The following is a 24,192-nucleotide window of genomic DNA, read 5'->3' on the forward strand; positions in this document are numbered from 1 at the left end:
CTACTGGCCGGTCGGCCGCGGCGGGCAATCCTCGCCCACCACCGTGCCGTCATAGGCCTTTTCGCCGCAATGGTTCAGATCGTGCCAGACATAGCCCCGGCCGTCCTCGGTGATGGCCACGATCCGGTCGACACCGTATTCGACATTCTTGCCCCCGATGAAGGCCAGCGCCCTGCCCTGTTCCAGCGCGCCGCCGATCTCCTCGGCATCGAAGCAATCGAACCAGCCCGGCGCATTGCGCGGCGTGGCCTCTTCGGCCAGCTCGTAGGTCTCGGTCAGCATGGCCAGGCTGGAGGTCGTGGTGAAACAGGCCCGGTAGCGGATCGGCGACGAGGTCGCGTCGATCGCCTGGAAACTGTCGTAGAGGATCGGCTCGGGCTCGCCCGTAGCCAGCGACACCAGCGTCACATCGGCGTTGCCGGTGGCCTCGACCCGCGAATAATAGCCGTAGACCTGAAGATAATAGAGCGCAGCGCCCGCAACCAGCCCGGAAAGCACGATGAACCCCGCGATGATCTTGCCATTCATGACGAAACCTTTCGCCCTTCCCCGCCGCGTGTTAGCCAACCGGTAGTCACGGACCAGCGAGGGTGCCCATGGATACCGCGTATGCGATCAAGCTCTTCGGGGCGCTTTTCGCCATCATGAACCCGATCAGCAACCTGCCGATCTTTCTTGGCGTGACCGAAGGCGCCTCGGTCGCGACCCAGCGCGCCATTGCCCTCAAGGTCGCGCTTTATGCGCTGGTCATGGGCGCCGTCTTCTCGCTGGCCGGGTCGGCCGTGCTGAAGCTCTTCGGCATCACCATCGCCGATTTCCGCACCGCCGGCGGGCTGGTCCTGCTGCTGATCGCGCTGAACATGCTCAACGGCGATCACAGCTCGTCCCACCACGGGTCCGAAGGGGAACAGGAGAACTTTCCCGACGCCGCCTCGGTGGCCTTCTACCCGCTGACCTTCCCGATCATCATCGGGCCGGGCACCATCGCCACGCTGATCGTCTTTGCCGGCCAGGCCGAGACGGCCGCCGACAAGATCGCCTTTGGCGTGGTCTTTGCCGGGCTGGTCGCCCTGCTGGGGCTGGTGTTCTACTTTGCGGCCGATATCGGCAAGCACCTGAGCGAAACGGCCCGGGCGATCATGAGCCGGCTGATGGGCATGATCCTGGCGGCGATTGCCGTGGGCATGATCACCACCGGGCTCAAGGACCTGCTGCCGGGCCTGGGCTGAGCGCATCAGCCCGCCTCGGCGCCGGCCCCGGGTACGGCCCCGCCGGCCTCGGTCCGGACAAAGGCATCGGCGCACATCTTGGCCAGCGCCCGCACCCGGCCGATATAGGCCTGGCGTTCGGTGACCGAGATCACCCCGCGGGCATCCAGCAGGTTGAAGATATGGCTGGCCTTGATGCATTGGTCATAGGCCGGATGGGCCATGATGATGCGCTTGCCGGTCTTGGGATCGTCATGCGCCTGGTCGAGGATGCGGGCACATTCGGCCTCGGCCTCTTCGAAATGGCGCAGCAGCACCTGGGTGTCGGCCACGTCGAAGTTCCAGCGCGAATATTCCTGCTCGGTCTGGCGGAAGATGTCGCCATAGGTCAGCGGGATCGGCGTCTGCGGATCGTTGAAGGGCATGTCCATGACATGTTCGATGCCCAGCACGTACATCGCCAGCCGTTCCAGCCCGTAGGTCAGCTCGCCCGAGACGGGTTTGCAATCATGCCCGCCAACCTGCTGGAAATAGGTGAATTGCGACACTTCCATCCCGTCGCACCAGACTTCCCAGCCCAGGCCCCAGGCGCCCAGCGTCGGGCTTTCCCAGTCGTCCTCGACAAAGCGGATGTCGTGCAGGGACATGTCGATGCCGATGGCTTCCAGCGACCCCAGGTACAGGTCCTGCAGGTCGGGCGGCGACGGTTTGATCAGCACCTGGTATTGGTAATAATGCTGCAGCCGGTTCGGGTTCTCGCCGTAACGCCCGTCGGTGGGCCGGCGCGAGGGCTGGACATAGGCCGCGGCCCAGGGCGTCGAGCCCAGCGAGCGCAGCGTGGTGGCCGGGTGGAACGTGCCCGCGCCGACCTCCATGTCATAGGGTTGCAGGATCGCGCAGCCCTTCGAGGCCCAATAGGTCTGCAAGCGCAGGATGATCTCCTGGAACGAGCGCGGGGCGGTGGCGGCGTCGAGCATGTCAGTCTTTCCCGGATGGATCGGCGGCCATTCAATAGGCGGCACGCGCGGCCGGGTCAACGGGGCCACATGTCTTGTCTTGCATTGTCATTTCATGCTCAGATCTGCATGTTTCCTGTTAAAGACGGCCGAAACAGGCCATTGACCCGCATAGTCGCGGGAAAGTCGAGGATTGAGCATGAAGAAACGGATTGGATGGGTCGTCGTGGCGGTCCTCGTCATGGTTCGCGCCGCCGTGGCGCAACAGGCAGATCAGACCGTCTGGGTCCAGATCGAGGCCCACCCCAGCCTGACCGTCGCCGAGGAACGCGCCCGCCGCTATGCGGCCGAGATGCCCGACGTCAACGGGTTCTGGCTGGGCGGATCGTGGTATGGCATCGCGCTGGGGCCCTATGCGCCCGAGGATGCCCAGCAGGTGCTGCGGGTCTACCGGTCCGAGGGCAAGATTCCGCGGGACAGCTATATCACCGGGTCCAGCACCTATGACCGGCAGTTCTATCCGCTGGGCACCAACCTGCTCGACAATGCCCCGGCCGCCCTGCCCCTTGATCCCCCGGCGCAGGCCCCCGCGGGCCAGGCTCCGGTGGCCCAGGCGCCGGCTGAACCGGTCGACGAGACCCCGGCCCAGGCGCGGGCGTCGGAACGGCTGCTGTCCGGGCCCGAACGCCAGGACCTGCAACGGGCGCTGCAGGTGGCGGGGTTCTACAATGCCGGGATCGACGGGGCCTTTGGCGCCGGCACGCGGCGGTCGATGGGCGAATGGCAGCGGTTCAACGGCCACGAGGCGACCGGCGTGCTGACCACCCGCCAACGCGCCCAGCTGATGGAGCAATACAACGCCCCCCTGACCAGCGTGGGCATGACCTATCACAGCGATATCCGGGCCGGCATCGCCGCGCAGATGCCGCTGGGGGCCGTGGAATTCGCGCGCTACCAATCGCCGCTGGCCCATTATGACGCCACCACCGACGATGGCATCCGCCTGCTGCTGATCAGCCAGCCGGGCGATGCGGCCAATCTCTACGGGCTCTACGACATCCTGCAGACGCTTGAGATCGTGCCGCTGGACGGGCCGCGCGAACGCGGGCGCGACGGCTTTACCATCGAGGGCCGCAATGCGCGCATCCTGACCCATGCCGAGGCCAGCCTGCAGGACGGCGAGATCAAGGGCTTTGTCCTGGTCTGGCCGGCCGGAGACGACAGCCGCCGGGCGCGCGTGCTGGACGCGATCAAGACCAGCTTTACCCGCCTGCCCGGCACGCTGGATCCGCTGGCCGGGGCCGAACAGGAACAGCGCGTCGACCTGGTGTCGGGGCTGCAGGTGCGGCGGCCGCGGGCCACGGGCTCGGGCTTTTTCGTCGACCGTTCGGGCGCCGTGGTGACCAGCGCGGCCACGGTCGAGGGCTGCACGCGGATCACCCTGGACGACGATTACGAGGCCACCCTGGCCACGTCCGACGCAACCCTGGGCGTGGCCGTTCTGCGCCCGACCGACCGGCTGGCGCCGATGGAAATCGCCCGGCTGTCCGGCCTGTTGCCCCGGCTGCAATCGGAAATCGCCGTGGCCGGCTATTCCTTCGGCGGCGCCCTCGGCGCGCCGACGCTGACCTTCGGCACGCTGTCCGATACCAGCGGGCTAAGCGGCGAGACCGAGCTGACCCGGCTGGCCCTGGTGGCCCAGCCCGGCGATGCCGGCGGGCCGGTCTTTGATGCCGGCGGATCGGTCGTGGGGATGCTGCTGCCCGAACAGGGCGGCGCCCGCCAGCTGCCCGCCGATGTGCGCTTTGCCGCCAAGTCCGAGGCGATCACCGCCCTGCTGTCACAGGCCGGGCTGGGCGCCGCAAGTGGCAGCGCGGGCCAGGCCGTGGCCCCGCAGGACCTGATGCGGCTGGCCGAGGGCATGACCGTCCTGGTCAGCTGCTGGGACTGACGCCCGGCCGACCGGAACCGGATCGAGACCAGATCAGGCCGGGTGCTGTCCCTCGCATGGGACGGCACCCGGCCTTTTCATGTTCCGGGCTGCGGAGGCGGGCCAACTGGCACGGCAATGCCCCCTGCCCCTGTGTCCCGTCACCGGCGCGACCGGACCGGCACCCAAGGGAAACCCCGGCTGCCGGCGTTACAGGGAACCCCTGGCTGCCGGCGTTACAGCGTGTCCTTGAAGATCTCGCCGCCCTTCATGATCAGGTCGAACCGCTCTTCGTATTCGGTCATGACCGACATGTCCTCCAACGGGTTGCCATCGATCAGCAGGATGTCGGCATGGGCCCCTTCCGCGATCACCCCCAGCGCGCCCGGATAGGGATTGCGCGGGCCCGACAGATCCAGCAGCTCGGCCGATTTCGACGTCGCCTGGCGCAGGATCTCGGCATTGTCGAACCAGCGCGTGCGCAAGACGAACTCTTCGTTCGCCCGCTTGATCATCGACGGCGAGGTGATCACATCGGTGCCGAAGACGATGTTCTCGAAACCCAGCTCCTTGGCCAGGGTGAACATCTGGTCGATTCCTTCATAGGCCTCGTCATGCCGGGCCTTCTGCTCGTCGTTGTAGCCCGCGGGATGGAAGGTATAGACGATGACCTGCGGCGACAGCCAGGCATCATGTTCCATCATCAGCTCCATCGCCTCGCGGCTCAGAAGATTGCCGTGCTCGATGCATTTCACCCCGTTTTCCACGGCCCGGATGATGCCGTCGGAATTGTAGACATGGGCCGTGACATAGGTGTTCCAGTCCTCGGCCGCCTCGACCGCCGCGCGGATCTCGTCATCGGTATATTGCATCGTATCAAGGGGATCGGCGAAAGACCCGGTGCCCCCGCCGACCGAAATCTTGATCTGCGAGGCCCGGCGGCGCAGCACCTCGCGCACCGTGCGCAGCACCTCGTCGCGGCCATCGGCCAGGGCCACGTGGAAATACTTCATCGGCGTGCTGGGCTCATCCATCAGCGTCGACGGCGCATCGGCATCGGTGCGGTGGTCGGAATGGCCCGAGCTTTGCGAGATCATCGGCCCCGAGGGATAGACACGCGGGCCGGTCAGGATGCCCTGGTCGATGGCCCGCTTGAGCGAGAAGGAATTGCCCCCCACGTCGCGCACCGTGGTGAAGCCCTGCATCAGGTATTGCTCGGCCACGGTCGAGGCCACGTAGGCCCAGTATTCCCGATCGGCCGTAAAGGCCACGCCGAAGGGCATCTGGAACATCAGGTGGGCATGCATGTCGGCAAAGCCGGGCATCAGGAACCGGCCCTGGGCATCGATCACCCGGGCATCCTCCGGCGCGTCCAGCCCGGCGCCAACGGCAGCGATCAGCCCGTCGCGGATCAGCACGTCCTGCCCGTCGATCAGCGTGTCGCTCACCCCGTCGAAGATACGCGCGCCGGTGATCAGCGTGGCCTGCTGGGCCAGGCCGGGGCCGGCGACGGCCAGGGTGAACAGGGTGGCAAGGGTCCGTAATCCAAAACGCATGACGATACCTTTCGCAGTGCAAACAAACAGGTGGGTCGGATGCCCGGATCATGCCCGAGCCCCGGGCCTCGCCAAAGGAGAAACTCACCCTGAAGTTGCAATGAAAGGTCGCATGCCGCGGGATTACCGCAACCCTGACGGATGCGTCCCCGGGCCGATCAGGCCCGCCAGAACTTGAGCGTCAGCATGACATAGACGGCCATCAGCTCAAGCCGGCCGATCAGCATGGCGGCGATCAGCATCCATTTCGCGGCATCGTTGAGCGGCGCGAAATTGCCCGCCGGGCCGATGATGTCACCCAGCCCCGGGCCGATATTGGCCAGCGCCGTCGCCGCACCGGAAATGGCGGTGATGTTGTCGAGGCCGGTCAGGCTGAGCCCGACCGACAGGATGCCCAGCGAGACGATGAAGAAGACGAAGAAGGACATGACCGAGCTCAGCACCTCTTCCGAGACCGGGCGGCCTTCGTAGCGAGGCACAAAGACACCATGGGGCGAGCGGATCTTCATCAGCTGGGCGCGGACCGAGGCAAAGAGCAGCTGGTAGCGGAAGATCTTGATCGAACAGGCGGTCGAGCCGGCACAACCGCCGATCAGGCCGATGAAGAAGAACAGGCCGATCAGGAACGGACCCCATGACATGTAGTCGACGCTGGCGAAACCGGTGCCCGACAGGATCGAGACGATGTTGAACAGCGCCTCGCGCACGGCCTGTTCCCAGTGATGCGGAAAGACCGACAGCAGCACGACCGAGGTCACGACGACCAGCACGGCGATCAGGCCGAGAAAGGCCCGGACCTGGCTGTCGCGCAGGATGGCCCCGCCGTCGCCGTTGATCAGCTGCACATAGCGGACAAAGGGCAAGGCCGCGAGGATCATGAAGACCGAGGCGGCATATTCCGGCGGCCCCGAGAAGGTGCCGAAGGAGGCATCGTAATTGGCAAACCCGCCGGTCGACACGGTGGTCAGGGCATGAACGATGGCATCGAAGACCGACATGTCGAGGGCGACATATGTGATGATGCAGGCAATGGTGATGGCAATGTAGATCAACGAGATCTGGCGGGCGATCTGGGTTGCCCGAGGCAGGATCTTGCCCATGGTTTCAAAGCCTTCCGAGCGGAAAATCTGCATGCCGCCGACGCGCAGCTCGGGCAGGAAGACCATGGCGACGACAATGATGCCGATGCCGCCCAGCCATTGCAGGATGCCACGCCACAGCAGGATGCCGGCCGGCAGGTGATCGAGGCCGGAAATGACGGTGGATCCGGTGGTGGTAAAGCCCGACATCGATTCGAAAAAGGCATCGGTGACGGTCAGCTCGGTTTCACCGATGACCAGGGGCAGCGCGCCGAACAGGGGCAAGGCCACCCAGACGCCGGTGGTCAGCATGAAGATCTGCTGCAGGCTCATGCGCTCGGGCACGCTGTTGGCGCAGCACAGCGAGATGGTGCCGCCGGCGAGCATGGAGATGACGGCGCTTTCGAAGAAGGCCGGCCAATGGCCGTTGCCGACAACAAGATCGGCCATCATGGGCACGAGCATGGTCGCACCCAGGACAGTGACAAGCAGGCCTATGACATAGGCGACGGGGCGCGGATCCAGCATGGGCCGAAGCGTTGGCGCGCCCCGCCAGCGGTGTCAAGCCGCGGCGTGGATCACTTGTCGTCGCCGGGCATGGTGGGCGGCGTGGACGGCTTGCGCGGGCGCCGGGTTGCCGGCTTGGCGGGCGCCTTGGTCGCGGCGTCGGTCTTGGGGGCCGTCTTGCGCGCCGTGGTGGTGCGGGCGGCGGTCTTGGCCGTGCTGGCCCGGGGCTTGCGCGGGGCCGGTGCCTTGGCAGGCGCTTTGGTGGGGGCCGTCTCGGCTGCTTTTGCAGGCGTTTCCGGGGCCTTGGCCGGGCTGGTGGCCGCGGCGGCCGGGGCGGCGCTGGCGGCCTTGGCCGCCGGTTTCGGAGCGGCGGCGGGCTTGGGGTCTGCGGCCGTGGATGCGGCGGCCGCCGGGGTGGCCGGTGCCGGGGTTTCGGCCGGCTTTGCGGCAGGCGCCGGGGCAGCCTTGGCCGCCGGTTTGGCGGCAGGCTTGGGCGTGGGTTTGGCTGCGGGTTTGGCCGCCGGCTTCGGCGCGGCCTTGGCGGCCGGAGCCTTGGCCGGGGATTTTGCCGGAGCCTTGGCGGGGGCCTTCACCGGCGCCGTGACGGGCGCGGCGGCGGGCGACGGGGTGCCGAAGCCTGCGGCATTGAACGGCACCGAAACAAGGTCGCTCATCATCTTGAAGTTGCGGTAGGGCAGTTCGACCGCCGACAGGCTGATCGCCTGAAGCATCTTGATCTGGTTCGCCATCGCATCACCGGCCATCTGGATCATGGCTGCGGACATCTGCATCTGGGAGGTCATCATGTCGTGTTCCTCGCATTTCGGGTCTTTTCGGGGCCCGGCCGAGCGCCGCCCCGCAGATAGGCCGCCCGGGCGCCGCAACCCTCTTGGCGGTGCCCGGACGACTACCAGTCGCCGACCAGTATAGCGCAAGGCAATTCGCTTGTGCAGAGGAAATTGCTGCAGCGCGGCATGAGACCGCGCCGAGAAATGGCGGGATCGGGGCGGGAACGGCCATCACAGGGCGCCGGGCCGGCAGCTATCCGCCGGCCGGTGTCCGCCGTGCAGCGACGCCGCACAGGCACCCACGGCGATGCTCCGCCCTGCAAGCTACGCGATCTGATCAAACCACGCGGCCTGACGTTGGCCTGTCCGCGACCGGGCAGACGAACGACGTGACCCGCCCCCACGCCCCAAATGGCTGTGATGCAAAGCCTGCCCCCCCGGGAGCAGACGCATGCGACACATCCGTTTCAGCCAAGAGCCAGATCATTGGCGGCGAACACGCCCCGCCCCGCTCACCCCTCGTGGATCAGCGAGGCAAAGAGCCGGGGATCGATGCTGGCGGCCTCGAAGGTCGGGCCATCGGTCAGCACCGACACGGCGTCGTGGCTGTGCAGGCTTTCCTGGTGGCTGGCCATGACCCGGAAATCTCCGATCCGTCCGTCGCGCTGCAAGCTCTCGCAGAACAGTCGCGCGGCATCTTCGACAAAGATCGGATTGGCCGCGTTCAGCTCGGCAAAGGCCTGTTCATCCTCGCGCTTGACCATGACCTGGGTTTCGGTCGGCACCGCCCGGCGGCAGGCCTCGATCAGGTCCTCGAACCACAGGCAGGGCGCATCCTCTTCGACCACCAGCGAAATCCGCGCCACCGAGCGCTGGGAATGCGGCGTGGCCAGCTGGCCGCGCATCGACCGGGCATGTTCCGACAGCTCCAGCGAACAGGGGCAGGTCGAGGAATAGACGTAATCCAGATGCATGATCTTGCGCCGCTCGCCGGCGGTTTCCACCAGCTCCAGCGCGATGTCGTAATATTGATAGCCCTGCAGCCCCGAGCGCAGGCTCTCGACCTTCATCGGGAAGGAAAAGCGCATCATGATCCGCGCGTCAAAGCTTTCCAGGTCGGCCTTGTAATCGTCCAGCGCGGCCTCGATCACCTCGAAGCTGAAGGTCTTTTCCGCATGGGCATAAAAGCTGCGCATGATGCGCGACATGTTGATGCCCTTCTTGTCGGCCTCCAGGCTGACAGTGCCCGTCACGCTGGTCTCCAGCGTCATTTCGCCCCGGTCGCGGGTGCGGAACCGGATCGGCAGGCGGAAGTTCGATATGCCCACGTGCTGGATCTGCTGGCGCGCGCCACGGATCAGGCTGGACGGCCCGTTCTGCAGGTCGGGCAGCGAGGCCCGGTAATTGGCGTCGACGGCAAAATCGGCCGGGTACTGGCGCGACAGGGTCGGATAGCCGGCAGCGCCCGCGCCGGGGATCAGCCCGGCAATCGCCGGATCCAGGCCGGAAATCTCGGCATCGGTGGCCCCCCGCGCCCAGCTGCGCAGGACCGCCAGCGCTTCCTGCGCCTCGTCGGCATCGGGCAGCCGGTCCATGGTCGGTGCGTGAATGGTCATGCGTGAACCTCCGTTACAGGCCAGAAGATAGGTCCTCCGGCCGGAATTTCCATCTACCTGAAAGGATTACGCAACGACGCGCGCAACGGATCAATAAAGGTTAACCCTTATTGATCTCAGGTGAACACTCATCGGGGGATACAGCTGGTCCGCGCACTCCCCGCCCGACGGTTGCGGGCGGGGGTGGCGAGACGGGCTTGTCAGAGCGCGGCGAGCGCGCCGGTGACATCGGCGATCAGGTCGCCGGCATCTTCCAGCCCGACCGACAGGCGCAGCAGCCCGGGCGTGATGCCCAGCTCGGCCTTCTGCGCATCGGGCAGGCGCTGGTGGGTGGTCGTGGCCGGATGGGTCACGATCGACTTGGCATCGCCCAGGTTGTTGGAAATCTTGATGATTTCCAGGGCATTGAGCATCTTGAACGCCGCGTCCTTGCCGCCCTTGACGTCAAAGGACAGCACGGTGCCGCCCTGGCCCATCTGCTCTTGCATCAGCGCATGCTGGGGATGCGCGGCCAGGCCGGGATAGATCACCCGCTCCAGCGCCGCATGGCCTTCCAGTGCCTGGGCCAGCTTCAACGCACCCTCGGCCTGGGCCCGCACCCGCAGGTCCATGGTTTCCAGGCCCTTCAGCATCACCCAGGCCGTAAACGGGCTCATCGCCGCGCCGGTGTGTTTCAGGAAAGGCTCGGCCGTCTTGCGCACGTAGTCCTTCGTGCCCAGGATCACCCCGCCCAGGGTGCGGCCCTGGCCGTCGATATGCTTGGTCGCCGAATAGACCACCACGTCGGCGCCCAGGTCGACCGCCCGCGAAAAGACCGGGGTCGAAAACACGTTGTCGACGATGACCAGCGCGCCATGGGCATGGGCGATCTCGGCCACGCCGGCAATGTCGACCAGTTCCAGCGTCGGATTGGCCACCGATTCGAAGAACACGGCCCGGGTGTCGTCGCGCATCGCCGCGCGCCACTGGTCCAGGTCGGCGCCATCGACAAAGGTCACCTCGACACCATACCGCCCCAGGATTTCCTCGAGCACGTAGAGGCAGGAGCCGAACAGCGCCTTGGCCGAGACCACGTGGTCGCCGGCCTTGAGCAGCGACATCAGCGAGGCGGTAACGGCGGCCATGCCGCTGGCCGTGGCAAAGGCGTCCTCGGTGCCTTCTAGGGCGGCGATGCGCTCTTCGAACATGGCCACGGTCGGGTTGCCGTAGCGGGCATAGATGAATTCATCCTCGCCGGCCTGCAGAAAGCGCGCTTCGGCCTGTTCGGGGCTGTCATAGGCAAAGCCCTGGGTCAGGTAGATCGCTTCGCTGAGCTCGCCGAACTGGCTGCGCTTGGTGCCGCCATGCACGGCCAGGGTGCGTTTGTTCCAGGTGTCGGTCATGTCATGTCCTTCCGGCCCCGCAGATCCATGCTGGCGGAGCTCATCAAAAAAACCCCAGACGCGGCCAAGCGAAAGGGGTCTTTCGTCTGACCTTTTAGCGGGATGTTTAACGTGGCCCGCAATCCGGTAACAAATCGCCACGATCAGATGCTGTTGCGCATACGCCTCATGCGGAAACAGGTCAAGCACCGTCACGGTCCTGTAACCAGAGTTTCATGCCCGCGTCATACGTCTGGCGCATAGACCAGCCACCACATCTTGTGTGAGGCGCTGCCATGCCCATGATCAGGATCAACGCAGAGGGAACCCGGATGGTTCCCGGGAAAGGCGAGGCCCTGCCCTGCCTTCACGAGGCCGCCCGGGGAAACGGGCCGGTCATCGTGATGATCCACGGATACAAGTACCTGCCGGGCCATCCCGACCATTGCCCGCACCGGCGCATCCTGTCGCTGCATCCCAACACCTCAGACACGCGGATGCAGAGCTGGCCGCGCCGGCTGGGCTTTGGCACCGGCCATCGCGACGAGGGGCTGGGCGTGGCCTTTGGCTGGAACGCCCGGGGCGCGCTCTGGGCCGCGCAGGCCAGCGCCCGGGCGGCGGGCAGCGCCCTGGCCGAGATGATCGGCCGGCTGCACCGGGCCAATCCCGACCGGCCGCTGCATGTCATCGCCCATTCCATGGGCACCGAAGTCGCCCTGCAGGCGCTGCAGGACCTGCCCCCGGGCAGCGTCGACCGCATCGTGTCGATGACCGGAGCCTGTTTCCAGGACCGCACGCGTCGGGCCCTGGCCACGCCGGCCGGGCGGCGGGTCGATTTCCTCAATGTCATCAGCCGCGAGAACGATGCCTTCGATTTCCTCTTCGAACGGCTGATTGCGCCCGAGACCCCGGGTGACCGGTCGATCGGCCATGGGCTGGATGCGCCCAATGCCGTGACCATGCAGATCGATTGCCCGCATACGCTGGGCCATCTCGACCGGCTGGGCCATCCCCTGCCCGGGCCCGACCGGCGGGTCTGCCACTGGTCCAGCTACACGCGGCCGGGCATTCTGCGGTTCTACAACGATCTTCTGCGCCAGCCCGAGCGGTTCCCCCTGCACCTGCTGCGCCGGGGCATGCCCCAGGCTCCCGATCCGCGCTGGTCGCGCCTGCTGATCCGGCCCGCCCTGCCCGCGCCGTTGCCCTTCCTGCAAGGCGCCTGAGCGCGGCGTTCACCCATGGCTAACCATGGTCCCGGTTCAGGGGCCGGTGTTTACCGCGCGTTCAGCAGGACCGGGCCATACCCCCCGGGCCTTGTGGAGCCCGGGACATGGGAACGTCTGACAATATCGACCCGCAGAATACCGACAACCTGCAGGACGATAACGCGAACACGATCTCCGACAACATCCAGGCCCTGGCGCTGGTCGAGCTGGCCAACGGCAAGGTCATCCTGATCACGTCGGAACGCGACACCGTGCATGACGGGATCTCGACCTTCGAGATCGACAACGATCCGGCCTCGCCGACTTATGGCCAGATGATCAATGCCGGGGCCAGCGATGCCGATGCCATCCTGGGCACGTTGCAGGCCTCGACCGAAGGCGCGGGATACGACCAGATCACCGCGATCGAAGCGATCACCCTGTCCAACGGCAAGACCTATGTCTACACCGCCGATCCGGTGAACGACACGATCGGCATTTCCGAAATCGCCGCCGACGGCTCGCTGACCGCCCTGCCCGGCCTGACCAGCACCGTCGATCTCGACCAGGTCCGGGGGCTGACCGTGGCCGAGGTGGGCGGCAATGCCTTCGTGATCTCGCTGTCGGCCGATGACATCGTCAGCTATGCCATCGATCCGGCCACCGGCGGGCTGACCGAGGTCACCGAATACAATGCCGACAACAGCGCCCAGGCGCTGGACAACCTGGCCGGCGAGTCCACCGCGCCGGCGATGATGGAATCCTTCACCGACAGCTCGGGCACCGGGTTTGTCGTGGCCAGCGACGGTGGCGGGGCGCTCTATCTCTTCACGTTGGACAGCTCGGGCAACCTAGCCTACCAGAACGGTCGTTTCGACGACCAGGCCGGCGCCGGCGAGACCGACATGTGGGGCAACGACCTGAGCGGCGACCTCATCGCGCCGGCGGAAACCGGGTTGATGGGCGCCGACACGGCCACCTTTGCCGAGATCGACGGACAGACCTATGTCTTCGTCGCCGGCACCGACGACGACGTGACGATCTTCCGCATCGATGCCAATGCCTTTGGCGGGGCCAACCACGGCTTTACGCTGGTCGGCCAGGTCGACAATATCGTCAACGACATCAGCGCCATGCAGGCCATCACCACGGCCCATGGCGATACCGTCCTGGCGATCGGCGGCGAACAGGGCGGGCTGCTGTTCACCCAGGTGACCGTCGATCCCGGCACCGGGATCGTCACGCTGGACGGCATCGACCCGGTGACCGTGGCCGATGATTTCGAACCGGGCGCCGAGCTCTGGGATGTCGAAGACCTGGCCCTGCACGACAAGATCCTCGTCGCGGCCAGCGATCTCGACGACGGGGTGGCGATGATGACGGTCATGGTCTGCTTTGCCACCGGCAGCCAGATGATGACCGATTTCGGCGAATGCCCGGTGCAGGATCTGCGGCCCGGCGACCGGCTGCTGACCCGCGATCACGGGTTTCAGCCGGTGCTGTGGATCGCCTCGCGGCGGGTGTCGGCCGGCGAGATGCGCGACAGCCCCGGCTGGCGGCCGCTGCGCATCGCGCGGGATGCCTTTGGCGCCAACGTGCCCTCGCGGCCCCTGCGCCTGTCGCGCCAGCACCGGGTGCTTGTCTGCGACGCGGCGGCCTGGGGACAGACAGACGGGGGCAAGACGGACGGGGATAAGACGGGCGGGTGCAAGACAGGCGTCCCCCGTGCGCCGGGCGGCGCGCCGATGGGCGGCGGTGGCGAGATGCTGATCCCCGTCAAGGATTGCCTGGCCCTGCCCGGCGTGTCGGAACAGGGCTGCGACGACGGGATGCGCTATTTCCACGTGCTGATGGCCGGGCACGAGATCGTCTTTGCCAATGGCCAGCCCTGTGAAACGCTCTGGCCCGGCGACATGGTGCGCGAGGACCTGCAGGCCACGCCGGGCTTTCCGCCGATCGATGCCGGCACCTACCGCCCCGCCCGCGCCTTTCGCAGCGGCCGCGCCGCGCGCGAGGCCATCGCCCGGCTGATCGCGGCCGGACGGCCACCGGTGCCGCCACGCTACCTGATGCTGGACCGATCGGCGCCTGCCCCGAATGGCAGCGCCCAGATGGCAGCTTCCGGCCAGGTCTTGCCTGCCCAGCCGCCGCAAATGGCCGTGCCCGGCATGGCGCCCTCCAGCATGGAAGACACCAGCATGGCAGCCCCGGGCCAAAGGTCACACCCAATGGCTTCCGGTACGGGAGCTGACACGAAGCTGGCCCCGGGCCTTGCCGATGACGCCACCGGCGACAAGCCCGCGTCCGTCACCGGCCCCATGCGCGGCGGCGATCCGCCCGCCCGGCCCGCCGCGCCGGATCTCAGCTCTCGTCGGCGGGCAGGATGAGGTACGTCTGCAGGGCCACGATCTGCCACCAGAGGAAGGCGAACAGCAAGATCGGAAAGCCGAAGGTCTCGATCTTGACCCAGGCGTCGGTGGACATGGTCCGCCAGACGAATTCGTTGCCGATGCCCAGGGCCAGGAAGACAAAGAACAGCCGCCGGGTCAGGATCATCCAGCCTTCGTCCTTCATCGGCATCATGTCGTTGAGGATATAGGCCAGGTAGGATTTGCCCTGGAGCAGACCGATGCCCAGCAGCGTCGCGAAGACGCCGTAGACGATGGTGGTCTTCATCTTGAAGAACCGTTCGTCGTTGAAATAAGCCGTAAGCCCGCCGAAGAAGATGACGATCACGGCGGTAAAGATCTGCAACCGGCTGAGATGGCCGGTGAGTTTCCACAGGATGCCCATGGCCACCAGCAGGATCGGCACGAAGAGCACCGTGGCCACGATGAAGCCGGAATATTCGTTGCCGCCCCAGGTAAAGCTCTGCTCCTTCAGGCGCAGGTAGATCAGGAAGAAGGCGATGGTGGGCCCCAGTTCCAGAACCTGCTTGAGGATCGGGTTGATCGGGCGTTCCTGCGTGTCTGCCATGCTGTCCTCTGGTCTGTTCATCCGCCAAGTTCCACTATCACGGCGCCCAGCGCGATCAAGCTCATCAGGGCGATCCGGCGCGGTCCGACCGTTTCCTTGAGCACCAGCCAGCCGATCAGGGCGGCAAAGACCGTCGAGGTCTCGCGCAGGACGGCAGCTTCGCCGACCTTGTCCAGCCGGGTGGCGAGCATGACCGAACCAAAGCTGCCGAAGGCCACGAAGGCGCCGAAGAAGCCGCGGGTGAGCAGCGGGCGCAGGTCGGGGCGGACGGGCATCCGGCGCCAGCGGACCCAGGCGATGACCGGGAAATCGACGGCGGTGATCAGGAAGAACCAGGCCAGGAAGGTAAAGGGCGACGGGGTATAGCGGATGCCGTAGGCGTCGTAGGTTGTATAGAGCGCGACCAGCGCGCCGGTGCCGACGGCCAGCCAGAGGGCGGGCACCAGGGTGTCGCGGCCAAGGTCGATATGGACGAGGTTATATAGCGCCAGGCCGAAGATGCCGGCGAGCAGGACGGCCACGCCCAGCCATTGCAGGCCCGAGAAGGTTTCGCCGAAGATGATCCAGGCGCCCAGCACGGTAAAGAGCGGGCCGGTGCCACGGACGACGGGATAGACGACTGTGAAGGCGCCGCGCTCATAGGCCAGGGCCATGCCGAGCTTGTAGAAGAAATGGATGACCAGCGCGCCGCCCAGGATGGCCCAGGCCCAGCCTTCGGGCCGGGGCACGACAAAGAGGCAGACCGGCAGGGCAAGCACGAAGATCCAGCCATCGATGGCGCCACGGCTGAGCCAGGGATCGTGGCGGCCTTTCTGCAGGGCACCGAAGACGGCATGCAGGAAAGCGGCGGCCAGGGCCAGGACAAGGGCCAGGTCATGGCCTGCCGGGGTGCCTTCGAGGTCGAGGAGCCAGGTGGTCAAGGGCAGCGCCCGGCCCCGGCCGCCGGGGGTTTTCCACCCCCGGACCCCCGAGGAATACTTGGAAAGAGAAAGAAGCCCATGGGGGGATCAGCGACCCAGCCCGGTGAGGGCGGCGGCGAACTCCTCGGGATCGAAGGGGGCGAGATCGTCGATCTGCTCGCCGACGCCGATGGCATGGATCGGCAGGCCGAACTTGTCGGCCAGGGCGACCAGCACCCCACCGCGGGCGGTGCCGTCGAGCTTGGTCATGACCAGGCCGGTGACGTCGGCCATCGACTTGAAGGTCTCGACCTGGGACAGGGCGTTCTGGCCGGTGGTGGCATCGAGGACCAGCAGGGTGTTGTGGGGGGCCTCGGGGTCTTTCTTGCGGATGACCCGGACGATCTTGGCCAGCTCTTCCATCAGGTCGGCGCGGTTCTGCAGCCGGCCGGCGGTGTCGATCATCAGCAGGTCGGCGCCATCGGCCTCGGCCTTGGTCATGGCGTCGAAGGCCAGGCTGGCGGGGTCGGAGCCTTCGGGCGCGGTCAGAACCGGCACGCCGGCGCGGTCGCCCCAGACCTGCAGCTGTTCGACGGCTGCGGCGCGGAAGGTGTCGCCGGCGGCGATGACGACCGACTTGCCGGCGGCGCGGAACTGGCTGGCAAGCTTGCCGATCGTCGTGGTCTTGCCCGAGCCGTTGACGCCGACGACCAGAACGACCTGGGGCCGCTTGGGATAGAGCGGCATGGGCCGGGCGACCGGTTCCATGATGCGGGCGATTTCCTCGGCCAGCAGGCGCTTGATCTCGTCGGTCGACACGCGGCGGCCATACCGGCCTTCGGCGATGTTGGCGGTGACGCGCAGGGCGGTGTCGACGCCCATGTCGGCGGTGATCAGCAGCTCTTCGAGCTGTTCGAGCATCTCGTCGTCGAGCACGCGGCGCGGAGCGGCGGCGTCGGAGGATTTGAACAGCCGACCCAGCAGGCCGGGGCCGCCGGCCTCTTCGGCGGCGGGCACCGGGATCGGCGCCGGCGCAGCTTCGGCGGCCGGAGATGTGGCGGGGGGAACCGCAGGCGTGGCGGGCGCAACGGGGGTGGGCGCGACGGGCGGCTCAGCGGCGGCCGGTTCGGCCGGAGGAGCGGCAGGCGCCGGCGCGTCGGAGGCACCGTCCTCGACAATGGCGTCGAGCCCTTCCTCGAGCTTCGACGAGGATTTGAACAGCCGGTCCTTGAGTTTCGTGAAAAATGCCATGGGGGCGGCCTCCGGGGATGGTCCACCCCACCTAATGCGCTTTTGCCGGGGATGGAAGGCCGGGCGGGTCGCCGGGATGAGCCAGAGCTGCACGCATTGCCTGACGGGCGGGAGGTTGGGGGCGGCCGGGCGTGAGACGGACACATTGCGCGGGGCGGATGCCAGACGTGGGACGGACATGTGGGCGGCACGGAAGACAAGCGCGGACCGGCGGATCGGTTGCCCAACATGGGACGGGTGCTGGCGGGGGGGCGGCGCTTCTGTCAGACTCGGGGCCATGACACGCGCCCTGATGATTCTGTGCCTCCTTGCCGCCCCGGCCGCCGCGCAAAGCCCGCTGGGAGCCCAGGCCTTTGACGACTACACCCGGGGCAAGACCCTGTATTACGGGGCCGATGGTTCGGCCTACGGGGTGGAACGCTATCTCGACAACCGGCGGGTGGTCTGGTCGTTCCTGGACGGTAAATGCCAGGACGGGACATGGTACGAGGAAGACGGCCAGATCTGTTTCCTCTACGAGGACCGGGCCGATCCGCAATGCTGGACCTTCTACCAGGGGCCGAACGGGCTGATCGCGCGGTTCGAGAACGACCCAGAGGCGCGGGAATTGTACGAGGCGCAGGACATAGGCGAGGACATGCTGTGCTACGGGCCCGAAATCGGGGTCTGACACGCGGTGCGCGGGGTCATGGGCCTGAACGCGGCCTGCGCGGGCATGGGCGGCCAGTGACCGGCGCCCTGCCCTGACGAGATCAGAACAGCGAGCCCTGGTCGGGCGGGTCATCCGCCGGCGGCTTGCGCGTTGATTTGGCGGCTGGTCTGGCGGGCTTGGCCGACGGTTTGGCCGCACTCGGGGGCGGACTGTCGGGCGCGGCCATCTCCGCCGCTCGAAAGACACCATCGGCAAATTCGATATCGAGCGGCCCGGCACCGGCCGCCGCAATGCGCGAGGTGATCACCTGATCGCCCGCGCGGACCACCGCATAGCCGCGATCCAGCGTCGCGCGATAGCTGAGCGTTTCGCGCAGGCGGTCGGCCGTGTCGATGCGCCGGCGCCAATCGGCCAGCTGGGCCCGGGCCGCGACCCCGAAGCGATCCGACAGCCGGTCGAATTCGCGCCGGGCGCTGGCCTGTTCGCTGGCCAGCCGGCGCGGTTGCAGCCGGTCGGCCCGGTGGGTCAGCTCGGCCCGGCGCAGGCGGATGCAGCGCTCCAGCGCCGGGGCCAGCCGGGCCGACAGCCGGTCGAGCGTGTCGCGCTGGCCGCCGACCAGCCGGCGCAGGGCCGAAGGGCGCAGGCTGCCGGTCAGATCGCTCAGCGCCAGCTGGCGCCGCTGGATGCCCGAACGCAGGGCGCCGGGCAGCTTGTCCCCCAGGATGTCGACCTTCTGGCGCGGGCCGTCCAGCAGGCTTTCGGGGCGCGGCAGGGCACGGGACAGGTCGGCCAGGCGCTGGCGGCGCTGGGTCACGCCATTGCCCAGGGCCCGGGTCAGCCGGGCGCCCTGGTCTTCGGTCCAGGCCATCAATTCCATCCGCACGGGCACGGCCAGCTCGGCCGCGGCGGTGGGCGTGGGCGCCCGGCGGTCCGAGGCGAAGTCGATCAGCGTGGTATCGGTTTCATGGCCCACGGCCGAGATCAGCGGAATGCGCGAGGCCGCCGCCGCACGCACGACGATTTCCTCGTTGAAGCCCCAGAGATCCTCGACCGACCCGCCCCCCCGGGCGACGATCAGCAGGTCCGGCCGGGGAAGCGCCCCGCCGGGCGTCAGCCGGTTGAAACCTTCGATCGCCCGGGCCACCTCGGGCGCGCAGCGCTCGCCCTGGACCGGCACCGGCCAGACCAGCACCTTGCGCGGGAACCGGTCGCGCAGGCGGTGCAGGATGTCGCGGATCACCGCCCCGGTGGGCGATGTGACCACGCCGATGATCTCGGGCAGGTAGGGCAAGGGCTGTTTGCGCGAAGCGTCAAAGAGGCCCTCGGCGGCCAGCGCGGCCTTGCGCTTTTCCAGCATGGCCATCAGCGCGCCCATGCCCGCCGGGCGGATGTCCTCGATGATGATCTGGTACCGCGACTGGCCCGGGAAGGTGGTCAGCCGGCCGGTGGCAATGACCTCCATGCCCTCTTCGGGCCGGGTCGTCAGGCGCGAGGCCACGCCTTTCCACATCACCCCGGCGATGACCGCCCGGTCGTCCTTGAGATCGAGATAGACATGGCCCGAGCCCGGTCGGCTGACCCGGCCGACCTCGCCGCGCACGCGGACATGGCCGAATTCGCCTTCGATGGTGCGCTTGACCGCGCCCGACAGCTCGGAGACGGTGAATTCCGGGGCGTTGCCGCCCTCGTCCGCGGCATCCTTGCCGCCATCTGCGTCATCGAAAAGGTCCATGCCCTGTCCCGCCCCGTCCGGCCCTGTTTGGTCCCGCTCGGCCCCGCCCCGCATGGCGTTCATGCGGATGACGTGGCCGATGTCGTGCTACACGCCCGGCGCGCCGGGCGCCGGTGGGCCGCAGGGTAGACCGCCGGGCCGCCAGAGAAAAGCCGGCAGGATGGATCAGGCGGCCTCGGCCTGCATCTCGCGGGCCTCGGGGCAGCAGAGCGCACAGGCCTGGACGGCGGCAAAGCGCCGTTCGGCCAGGACAACGGCCGGTTCGGCCCGTTCAAAGGCCCCCAGCGGCAGCAGGGCCCCGGCGGGCAGCACCGGGCAGGCATCATGGTGCACGAAATGCATGTCGGCCAGGTCGGGCCGGGCCGTGACCACGTAGGACTTGCTCAGCAGATCGGTCGTCTCGGTCATGGGAATGCTCCGTTGCAGGTGGATCGGTGGTGGGAACGCAGGGCAAGGACGCTTGTTCCCGGGGCATGGGCTGGGCTATGAGCGGGCCGGATCACGACATGGCGATTTCGGCAAAGAAGGGGCGGCCCATGAACATCCTCATCCTCGGCAGCGGCGGGCGCGAACATGCGCTGGCCTGGGCAGTGCTGCAGAACCCCAAGTGCGACAAGCTGATCGTCGCGCCGGGCAATGCGGGGATCGCCCAGATCGCGACCTGCGCCAGCCTCGACATCGAGGACGCCGCGGCGGTGGCCGGTTTTGCCGATGCCCATTCCATCGATTTCGTCATCGTCGGCCCCGAGGCGCCGCTGGCCGCCGGGGTGGCCGACCGGCTGCGCGAGGAAGGTGTTCTGGTCTTCGGGCCCTCGGCCCAGGCCGCGCAGCTCGAGGCGTCCAAGCGCTTCACCAAGGAAGTCTGTGCCGCGGCCGGTGCGCCGACGGCGGGCTATGCGGCCTTTACCGAGGCCGAGCCGGCCCGGGCCTATGTGCGGGAACAGGGCGCGCCGATCGTGATCAAGGCCGACGGCCTGGCCGCGGGCAAGGGCGTGATCGTGGCGATGGACGAGGCCACGGCGATCGCGGCGATCGACGACATGTTCGGCGGGGCCTTCGGAGGCGCCGGGGCCGAGGTGGTCATCGAGGAATTCATGACCGGCGAAGAGGCGTCGTTCTTCGTGCTCTGCGACGGCGAGACGGTGCTGCCGATCGGCACGGCCCAGGACCACAAGCGCGTGGGCGAAGGCGACACCGGGCCGAACACCGGCGGGATGGGCGCCTATTCCCCGGCCCCGGTGATGGACGAGGCGATCACGGCCCAGGCCCTGGACGAGATCATCCGGCCCTGCGTGGCCGAGATGGCCCGGCGGGGCATGCCCTACCAGGGCGTGCTCTATGCCGGGCTGATGATCGAAAACGGCCGGTCGCGGCTGGTGGAATACAACGTGCGCTTCGGCGACCCGGAATGCCAGGCGCTGATGCTGCGGCTGGGCGGCCAGGCACTGGACCTGATGCATGCCGCGGCCGAGGGCCGGCTGGACGAGGCCCGGGTCAACTGGGCCGATGACCATGCGATGACGGTGGTCCTGGCGGCCCGGGGCTATCCCGGGGCCTATGACAAGGGCAGCGTGATCGACGGGCTGGAGGCCCTGCCGGAGACCTCTTTCGAGATGTGCTTTCACGCCGGCACGGTGCGGCAGGACGGGCAATACCTGGCCAATGGCGGCCGGGTGCTGAACGCCACCGCCCGGGGCGCCACCCTGGCCGAGGCCCGCGCGCGGGCCTATGCCCTGGCCGAGTCCATCGACTGGCCCGAGGGGTTCTATCGCAGCGATATCGGCTGGCGGGCGCTCTGACGCGCCCGTTGATGCCCCGGGAAGTGTCCTGTCTTCGCCCCAGCCAACGGGCGGGGCAGGATGGCGAGCCGGGCCATGCGGCCCGGCCGAGCGGCCCCCGGAGCGGGGCCGACACTCAGTCAGTCAGATGATCAGATCTGCTTTTCCGGCATCTGGACAACCAGCCCGTCCAGCGCATCGGTGACCTTGATCTGGCAGGTCAGCCGCGAGCGGGCGGGATCGGGCTCGAAGGCGAAATCGAGCATGTCTTCTTCCATGTCATCCTTGGCGGGCACTTTCTCGACCCAGTCGGGATGGATGTAGACATGGCAGGTCGAGCAGGCGCAGGCCCCGCCGCAATCGGCCTCGATGCCCGGAATGTTGTTGTCACGGGCGCCTTCCATCACGGTCAGCCCGTTGGGCACGTCGACCACATGTTCGGTCCCGTCATGCTCGATATAGGTAATCTTGGCCATGGGTCCTGGTCCGGTCCTTGTCCTTTTCGTCGGTCAGACCTTCTCTAGACAAGCCCCGCGCCCGGGGCCAGAGCCAATTGCCCGCCCGGCACGCCCGGCTTGCCGCGGGGCCGGGCGCGTTCTAATTGTTGGTCACATGTTCGTAACACCCGTCCCCGAAGGGCCCGACTGGCCCCGCCCGCCGGCTGCCCTGCCGGCCGACCGGCTCGACGACCCGCCGCAGGGCGCGCGGGTGACCGTGGCCGGGCTGGTCATCCTGCGCCAGCGGCCGGGCACGGCCAAGGGGGTGATCTTCGTCACGCTCGAAGACGAAACCGGGGTGGTCAATGTCATCGTCTGGCGCAAGATCTACGAACGCTTCCGCCGGGCGGTGATCGCCGGGCGCCTGCTGCGCGTGACCGGGCGCATCCAGCGGGCCCATTCGGTCACCCATGTGCTGGCCGAAGAGATCGAGGATATCTCGGACATGCTCGACATGCTCGTCACCGGCGCGCCCCTGCCCCCGCCCGACACGCCCTGATCCCGGCTGTCGTCGTCCCGGCGGAGGCGCACGATCACCCGCCACCGGCCCCATGCCCATCCCGCCGGTCGCACTTCGATCCCACCGGCCGGCCCTCAACCATCCAGCCGGACCAGCACGATCCCCACACTCCGGCCCGCCCGGGCTGGCCCCGCCCCCGGCTTGCGTCTATCCTGCCGCGAAAAGCCCAGCCGAGGCCCGAGCCGTCCATGCCTTCCTTCCGCCTGACCCCTGCCCTGCTGGGCCTCTGGTCGCTGACCGCCTGCGGCCCGGGACAGGAGGGCGCGTCCGATCCGCCGCCGCCGGCCGAGCTGACCCGCATCGCCCCGCCCGGCGCTCCGCCCGACACCTGCTGGCACCGCATCGTCACCCCGGCCGTGGTCGAAACGGTCACCGCCCATGTGCTGCTGCAGCCGACCGAGGTCATGGCCGATGGCACCGTCACCCGCCCGGCGATCTACAAGACCGAAACCCGCCAGCAGATCGTGCGCGAGCGCGAGGAAACCTGGTTCGAAACCCCCTGCCCCGAGGACATGACGCCCGAGTTCATCGCCTCGCTGCAGCGCGCCCTGCGGGTCCGGGGCTTCTATATCGCGCCGGTCACCGGCCAGATGGACAGCGCCACGCGCAATGCCGTCAGCCGCTACCAGGCCCGCGACGGGCTTGATTCGGGCATCCTGTCGCTGAAATCGGCCCGCGACCTGGGCCTTGTCTCGGTGCTGCCCCAGCAGTGACCGCCGATGCCGCCCGACCCCGGCCGATCTGCGCAGAAGCCGCGCAACCGGCCCGGCAACCGGCCATGCCACCCGCCACCACGGCCGAACCCCCGGCAAATTGCCGCGACAGGGCGGCATCGATGGTCTAAGATCCGCGCGAAACGACGGATCGAATTGTTCACATGCGTACTGCCTACGGTTTCCTGTCCACCGCCTCCGACGCCCTGACCGACATGCTGGAAGGCCTTGCCACCGACATCCGCCTGACCAAGGGCCAGGTCCTGTTCGAGGCCGGTGACCCGGGCGACGCGCTGTTTGCCGTGACCGAAGGCGCGCTTGAGGTCTCCGTCTATTCCGAGGATGGCCGCAAGCTGGCCCTGGACATCATGCGCCCGGGCGCCGTGCTGGGCGAGATCACCCTGTTCGATCCCGGCCCGCGCACGGCCACGGCCGCGGCGCTGGAACCGTCGGTGCTGCGCCGGGTGCGCCACAGCGACGTGCTGTCGGAAATCAGCAAGAGCCCCGACCTGGCCATCGACCTGATCCACCTGGCCGGCCAGCGCATGCGCTACATGAACCGCCAGCTCAACGAACAGGTCTTCCTGCCCGTGCCCCTGCGGCTGGCCCGCAAGATCCTGTACCTGACCCAGGGCGACACGCCCCAGCCGGCCGACGATGCCCGGCTGAAACTGTCGCAGTCCGAGCTGGCCGAATTTGTCGGCGCAACGCGCGAAGCCGTGTCCAAGACCCTGTCGAGCTGGAAGAAGGACGGCGTGGTCGAAGCCTCACGCGGAGGGCTGAAGGTGCTGGACCGCCCGGCACTGGAACTGATCGCCGATCCCGATTTCATCTGATCCCTGATCGTGGCGCGGCGGCGGGCCGGCCGCCCGCCCCGTCCAACGCCCGTTCACTACGGCACTTCACCCAGACCGGCACGTCCCGCTGTCCGGCAGTCCCCCCGTCCGGCACCACACCCCGTCCGCCTC

The 24,192-nt window shown here is 67.7% G+C and carries 22 protein-coding genes and 1 riboswitch; of the genes, 9 read left to right on the plus strand and 13 right to left on the minus strand.

The window, feature by feature from the left end:
• The gene (locus tag ACK3BB_RS17575) at positions 1-528 is read right to left on the minus strand and encodes a DUF6446 family protein (RefSeq protein WP_428925938.1); all 528 of its coding nucleotides are present in this window, start codon (positions 526-528) and stop codon (positions 1-3) included.
• Between the two features lie 68 nt (positions 529-596).
• Between ACK3BB_RS17575 and ACK3BB_RS17580 the strand changes: the two genes are divergently transcribed.
• Positions 597-1,229, plus strand: coding sequence for a MarC family protein (locus ACK3BB_RS17580; RefSeq protein WP_428925939.1), 633 nt, complete (start codon positions 597-599; stop codon positions 1,227-1,229).
• A gap of 5 nt (positions 1,230-1,234) precedes the next feature.
• Here the strand turns inward: ACK3BB_RS17580 and ACK3BB_RS17585 are convergent, their stop codons facing one another.
• Complete coding sequence (locus tag ACK3BB_RS17585) at positions 1,235-2,185, minus strand: glycine--tRNA ligase subunit alpha (RefSeq protein WP_428925940.1); 951 nt, start codon at positions 2,183-2,185, stop codon at positions 1,235-1,237.
• Positions 2,186-2,363: 178 nt separating this feature from the next.
• Here ACK3BB_RS17585 and ACK3BB_RS17590 point away from each other — a divergent pair, with 178 nt between their 5' ends.
• Positions 2,364-4,115: a trypsin-like peptidase domain-containing protein gene (locus ACK3BB_RS17590; protein WP_428925941.1), complete on the plus strand. Its 1,752-nt coding sequence runs from the start codon at positions 2,364-2,366 to the stop codon at positions 4,113-4,115.
• Between the two features lie 215 nt (positions 4,116-4,330).
• Here ACK3BB_RS17590 and ACK3BB_RS17595 read toward each other — a convergent pair whose 3' ends face one another.
• The 5 genes from ACK3BB_RS17595 to metZ form a co-directional block, all read right to left on the minus strand.
• Entirely contained in the window at positions 4,331-5,650 is a 1,320-nt protein-coding gene (locus ACK3BB_RS17595; RefSeq protein ID WP_428925942.1) for an amidohydrolase family protein, read from the minus strand.
• Positions 5,651-5,808: 158 nt separating this feature from the next.
• Positions 5,809-7,257, minus strand: coding sequence for a TrkH family potassium uptake protein (locus tag ACK3BB_RS17600; protein WP_428925943.1), 1,449 nt, complete (start codon positions 7,255-7,257; stop codon positions 5,809-5,811).
• Positions 7,258-7,307: 50 nt separating this feature from the next.
• Entirely contained in the window at positions 7,308-8,039 is a 732-nt protein-coding gene (locus tag ACK3BB_RS17605; protein WP_428925944.1) for a hypothetical protein, read from the minus strand.
• Between the two features lie 497 nt (positions 8,040-8,536).
• Complete coding sequence (gene folE2, locus ACK3BB_RS17610; RefSeq protein WP_428925945.1) at positions 8,537-9,640, minus strand: GTP cyclohydrolase FolE2; 1,104 nt, start codon at positions 9,638-9,640, stop codon at positions 8,537-8,539.
• A gap of 200 nt (positions 9,641-9,840) precedes the next feature.
• Complete coding sequence (gene metZ, locus ACK3BB_RS17615; protein WP_428925946.1) at positions 9,841-11,022, minus strand: O-succinylhomoserine sulfhydrylase; 1,182 nt, start codon at positions 11,020-11,022, stop codon at positions 9,841-9,843.
• A 74-nt stretch (positions 11,023-11,096) separates the two neighbouring features.
• Positions 11,097-11,173: riboswitch (SAM riboswitch) on the minus strand.
• Between the two features lie 160 nt (positions 11,174-11,333).
• On the opposite strand from metZ, the gene ACK3BB_RS17620 reads away from it, so the two are divergent.
• Together ACK3BB_RS17620 and ACK3BB_RS17625 are read left to right on the plus strand one after the other, a co-directional pair.
• Positions 11,334-12,224: an alpha/beta fold hydrolase gene (locus tag ACK3BB_RS17620; RefSeq protein WP_428925947.1), complete on the plus strand. Its 891-nt coding sequence runs from the start codon at positions 11,334-11,336 to the stop codon at positions 12,222-12,224.
• A 107-nt stretch (positions 12,225-12,331) separates the two neighbouring features.
• Positions 12,332-14,593, plus strand: coding sequence for a Hint domain-containing protein (locus ACK3BB_RS17625; protein WP_428925948.1), 2,262 nt, complete (start codon positions 12,332-12,334; stop codon positions 14,591-14,593).
• Here the strand turns inward: ACK3BB_RS17625 and ACK3BB_RS17630 are convergent.
• The 3 genes from ACK3BB_RS17630 to ftsY form a co-directional block, all read right to left on the minus strand.
• Entirely contained in the window at positions 14,568-15,182 is a 615-nt protein-coding gene (locus tag ACK3BB_RS17630; protein WP_428925949.1) for an inner membrane-spanning protein YciB, read from the minus strand. The two genes, ACK3BB_RS17625 and ACK3BB_RS17630, sit on opposite strands and share 26 nt — an antisense overlap.
• Before the next feature lie 17 nt (positions 15,183-15,199).
• Entirely contained in the window at positions 15,200-16,102 is a 903-nt protein-coding gene (locus ACK3BB_RS17635) for a DMT family transporter (RefSeq protein ID WP_428925950.1), read from the minus strand.
• A gap of 87 nt (positions 16,103-16,189) precedes the next feature.
• Complete coding sequence (gene ftsY, locus ACK3BB_RS17640; RefSeq protein WP_428925951.1) at positions 16,190-17,332, minus strand: signal recognition particle-docking protein FtsY; 1,143 nt, start codon at positions 17,330-17,332, stop codon at positions 16,190-16,192.
• Positions 17,333-17,609: 277 nt separating this feature from the next.
• Here ftsY and ACK3BB_RS17645 point away from each other — a divergent pair, with 277 nt between their 5' ends.
• Positions 17,610-18,002, plus strand: a complete 393-nt coding sequence (locus ACK3BB_RS17645; protein WP_428925952.1) for a hypothetical protein — start codon at positions 17,610-17,612, stop codon at positions 18,000-18,002.
• 82 nt (positions 18,003-18,084) lie between these two features.
• Here ACK3BB_RS17645 and xseA read toward each other — a convergent pair whose 3' ends face one another.
• Together xseA and ACK3BB_RS17655 are read right to left on the minus strand one after the other, a co-directional pair.
• On the minus strand, positions 18,085-19,716 hold the full coding sequence (gene xseA, locus ACK3BB_RS17650) for an exodeoxyribonuclease VII large subunit (protein WP_428925953.1): 1,632 nt from the start codon (positions 19,714-19,716) through the stop codon (positions 18,085-18,087).
• Between the two features lie 165 nt (positions 19,717-19,881).
• Complete coding sequence (locus ACK3BB_RS17655) at positions 19,882-20,124, minus strand: hypothetical protein (RefSeq protein WP_428925954.1); 243 nt, start codon at positions 20,122-20,124, stop codon at positions 19,882-19,884.
• Positions 20,125-20,252: 128 nt separating this feature from the next.
• Here ACK3BB_RS17655 and purD point away from each other — a divergent pair, with 128 nt between their 5' ends.
• Complete coding sequence (gene purD, locus ACK3BB_RS17660) at positions 20,253-21,515, plus strand: phosphoribosylamine--glycine ligase (protein WP_428925955.1); 1,263 nt, start codon at positions 20,253-20,255, stop codon at positions 21,513-21,515.
• A 131-nt stretch (positions 21,516-21,646) separates the two neighbouring features.
• On the opposite strand, the gene ACK3BB_RS17665 is transcribed toward purD, so the two are convergent.
• Positions 21,647-21,970, minus strand: coding sequence for a 2Fe-2S iron-sulfur cluster-binding protein (locus ACK3BB_RS17665; protein WP_428925956.1), 324 nt, complete (start codon positions 21,968-21,970; stop codon positions 21,647-21,649).
• A gap of 136 nt (positions 21,971-22,106) precedes the next feature.
• On the opposite strand from ACK3BB_RS17665, the gene ACK3BB_RS17670 reads away from it, so the two are divergent.
• From ACK3BB_RS17670 to ACK3BB_RS17680, 3 genes are all read left to right on the plus strand, one after another.
• Positions 22,107-22,490, plus strand: a complete 384-nt coding sequence (locus tag ACK3BB_RS17670; protein ID WP_428925957.1) for an OB-fold nucleic acid binding domain-containing protein — start codon at positions 22,107-22,109, stop codon at positions 22,488-22,490.
• A 209-nt stretch (positions 22,491-22,699) separates the two neighbouring features.
• A complete protein-coding gene (locus ACK3BB_RS17675) occupies positions 22,700-23,224 on the plus strand; it encodes a peptidoglycan-binding domain-containing protein (RefSeq protein WP_428925958.1) in 525 nt (174 codons plus the stop codon).
• Positions 23,225-23,388: 164 nt separating this feature from the next.
• Positions 23,389-24,060, plus strand: a complete 672-nt coding sequence (locus tag ACK3BB_RS17680) for a Crp/Fnr family transcriptional regulator (protein WP_428925959.1) — start codon at positions 23,389-23,391, stop codon at positions 24,058-24,060.
• Positions 24,061-24,192: the final 132 nt, after the last annotated feature.

This window comes from Marinibacterium sp. SX1, assembly GCF_050389775.1.
Taxonomy (GTDB): Bacteria; Pseudomonadota; Alphaproteobacteria; order Rhodobacterales; family Rhodobacteraceae; genus Marinibacterium.

Bases quoted from the DNA above. Each gene is read 5' to 3' on its own strand.
- ACK3BB_RS17670 (WP_428925957.1), top strand. From the start codon at position 22,107: ATGTTCGTAACACCCGTCCCCGAAGGGCCCGACTGGCCCCGCCCGCCG.
- ACK3BB_RS17590 (WP_428925941.1), top strand. From the start codon at position 2,364: ATGAAGAAACGGATTGGATGGGTCGTCGTGGCGGTCCTCGTCATGGTT.
- purD (WP_428925955.1), top strand. From the start codon at position 20,253: ATGAACATCCTCATCCTCGGCAGCGGCGGGCGCGAACATGCGCTGGCC.
- ACK3BB_RS17675 (WP_428925958.1), top strand. From the start codon at position 22,700: ATGCCTTCCTTCCGCCTGACCCCTGCCCTGCTGGGCCTCTGGTCGCTG.
- ACK3BB_RS17625 (WP_428925948.1), top strand. From the start codon at position 12,332: ATGGGAACGTCTGACAATATCGACCCGCAGAATACCGACAACCTGCAG.
- ACK3BB_RS17575 (WP_428925938.1), bottom strand. From the start codon at position 528: ATGAATGGCAAGATCATCGCGGGGTTCATCGTGCTTTCCGGGCTGGTT.
- ftsY (WP_428925951.1), bottom strand. From the start codon at position 17,332: ATGGCATTTTTCACGAAACTCAAGGACCGGCTGTTCAAATCCTCGTCG.
- folE2 (WP_428925945.1), bottom strand. From the start codon at position 9,640: ATGACCATTCACGCACCGACCATGGACCGGCTGCCCGATGCCGACGAG.
- ACK3BB_RS17595 (WP_428925942.1), bottom strand. From the start codon at position 5,650: ATGCGTTTTGGATTACGGACCCTTGCCACCCTGTTCACCCTGGCCGTC.
- ACK3BB_RS17620 (WP_428925947.1), top strand. From the start codon at position 11,334: ATGGTTCCCGGGAAAGGCGAGGCCCTGCCCTGCCTTCACGAGGCCGCC.
- ACK3BB_RS17645 (WP_428925952.1), top strand. From the start codon at position 17,610: ATGACACGCGCCCTGATGATTCTGTGCCTCCTTGCCGCCCCGGCCGCC.
- ACK3BB_RS17585 (WP_428925940.1), bottom strand. From the start codon at position 2,185: ATGCTCGACGCCGCCACCGCCCCGCGCTCGTTCCAGGAGATCATCCTG.
- ACK3BB_RS17605 (WP_428925944.1), bottom strand. From the start codon at position 8,039: ATGACCTCCCAGATGCAGATGTCCGCAGCCATGATCCAGATGGCCGGT.
- ACK3BB_RS17655 (WP_428925954.1), bottom strand. From the start codon at position 20,124: ATGACCGAGACGACCGATCTGCTGAGCAAGTCCTACGTGGTCACGGCC.
- ACK3BB_RS17600 (WP_428925943.1), bottom strand. From the start codon at position 7,257: ATGCTGGATCCGCGCCCCGTCGCCTATGTCATAGGCCTGCTTGTCACT.
- metZ (WP_428925946.1), bottom strand. From the start codon at position 11,022: ATGACCGACACCTGGAACAAACGCACCCTGGCCGTGCATGGCGGCACC.
- ACK3BB_RS17665 (WP_428925956.1), bottom strand. From the start codon at position 21,970: ATGGCCAAGATTACCTATATCGAGCATGACGGGACCGAACATGTGGTC.
- ACK3BB_RS17630 (WP_428925949.1), bottom strand. From the start codon at position 15,182: ATGGCAGACACGCAGGAACGCCCGATCAACCCGATCCTCAAGCAGGTT.
- ACK3BB_RS17580 (WP_428925939.1), top strand. From the start codon at position 597: ATGGATACCGCGTATGCGATCAAGCTCTTCGGGGCGCTTTTCGCCATC.
- xseA (WP_428925953.1), bottom strand. From the start codon at position 19,716: ATGGACCTTTTCGATGACGCAGATGGCGGCAAGGATGCCGCGGACGAG.
- ACK3BB_RS17680 (WP_428925959.1), top strand. From the start codon at position 23,389: ATGCGTACTGCCTACGGTTTCCTGTCCACCGCCTCCGACGCCCTGACC.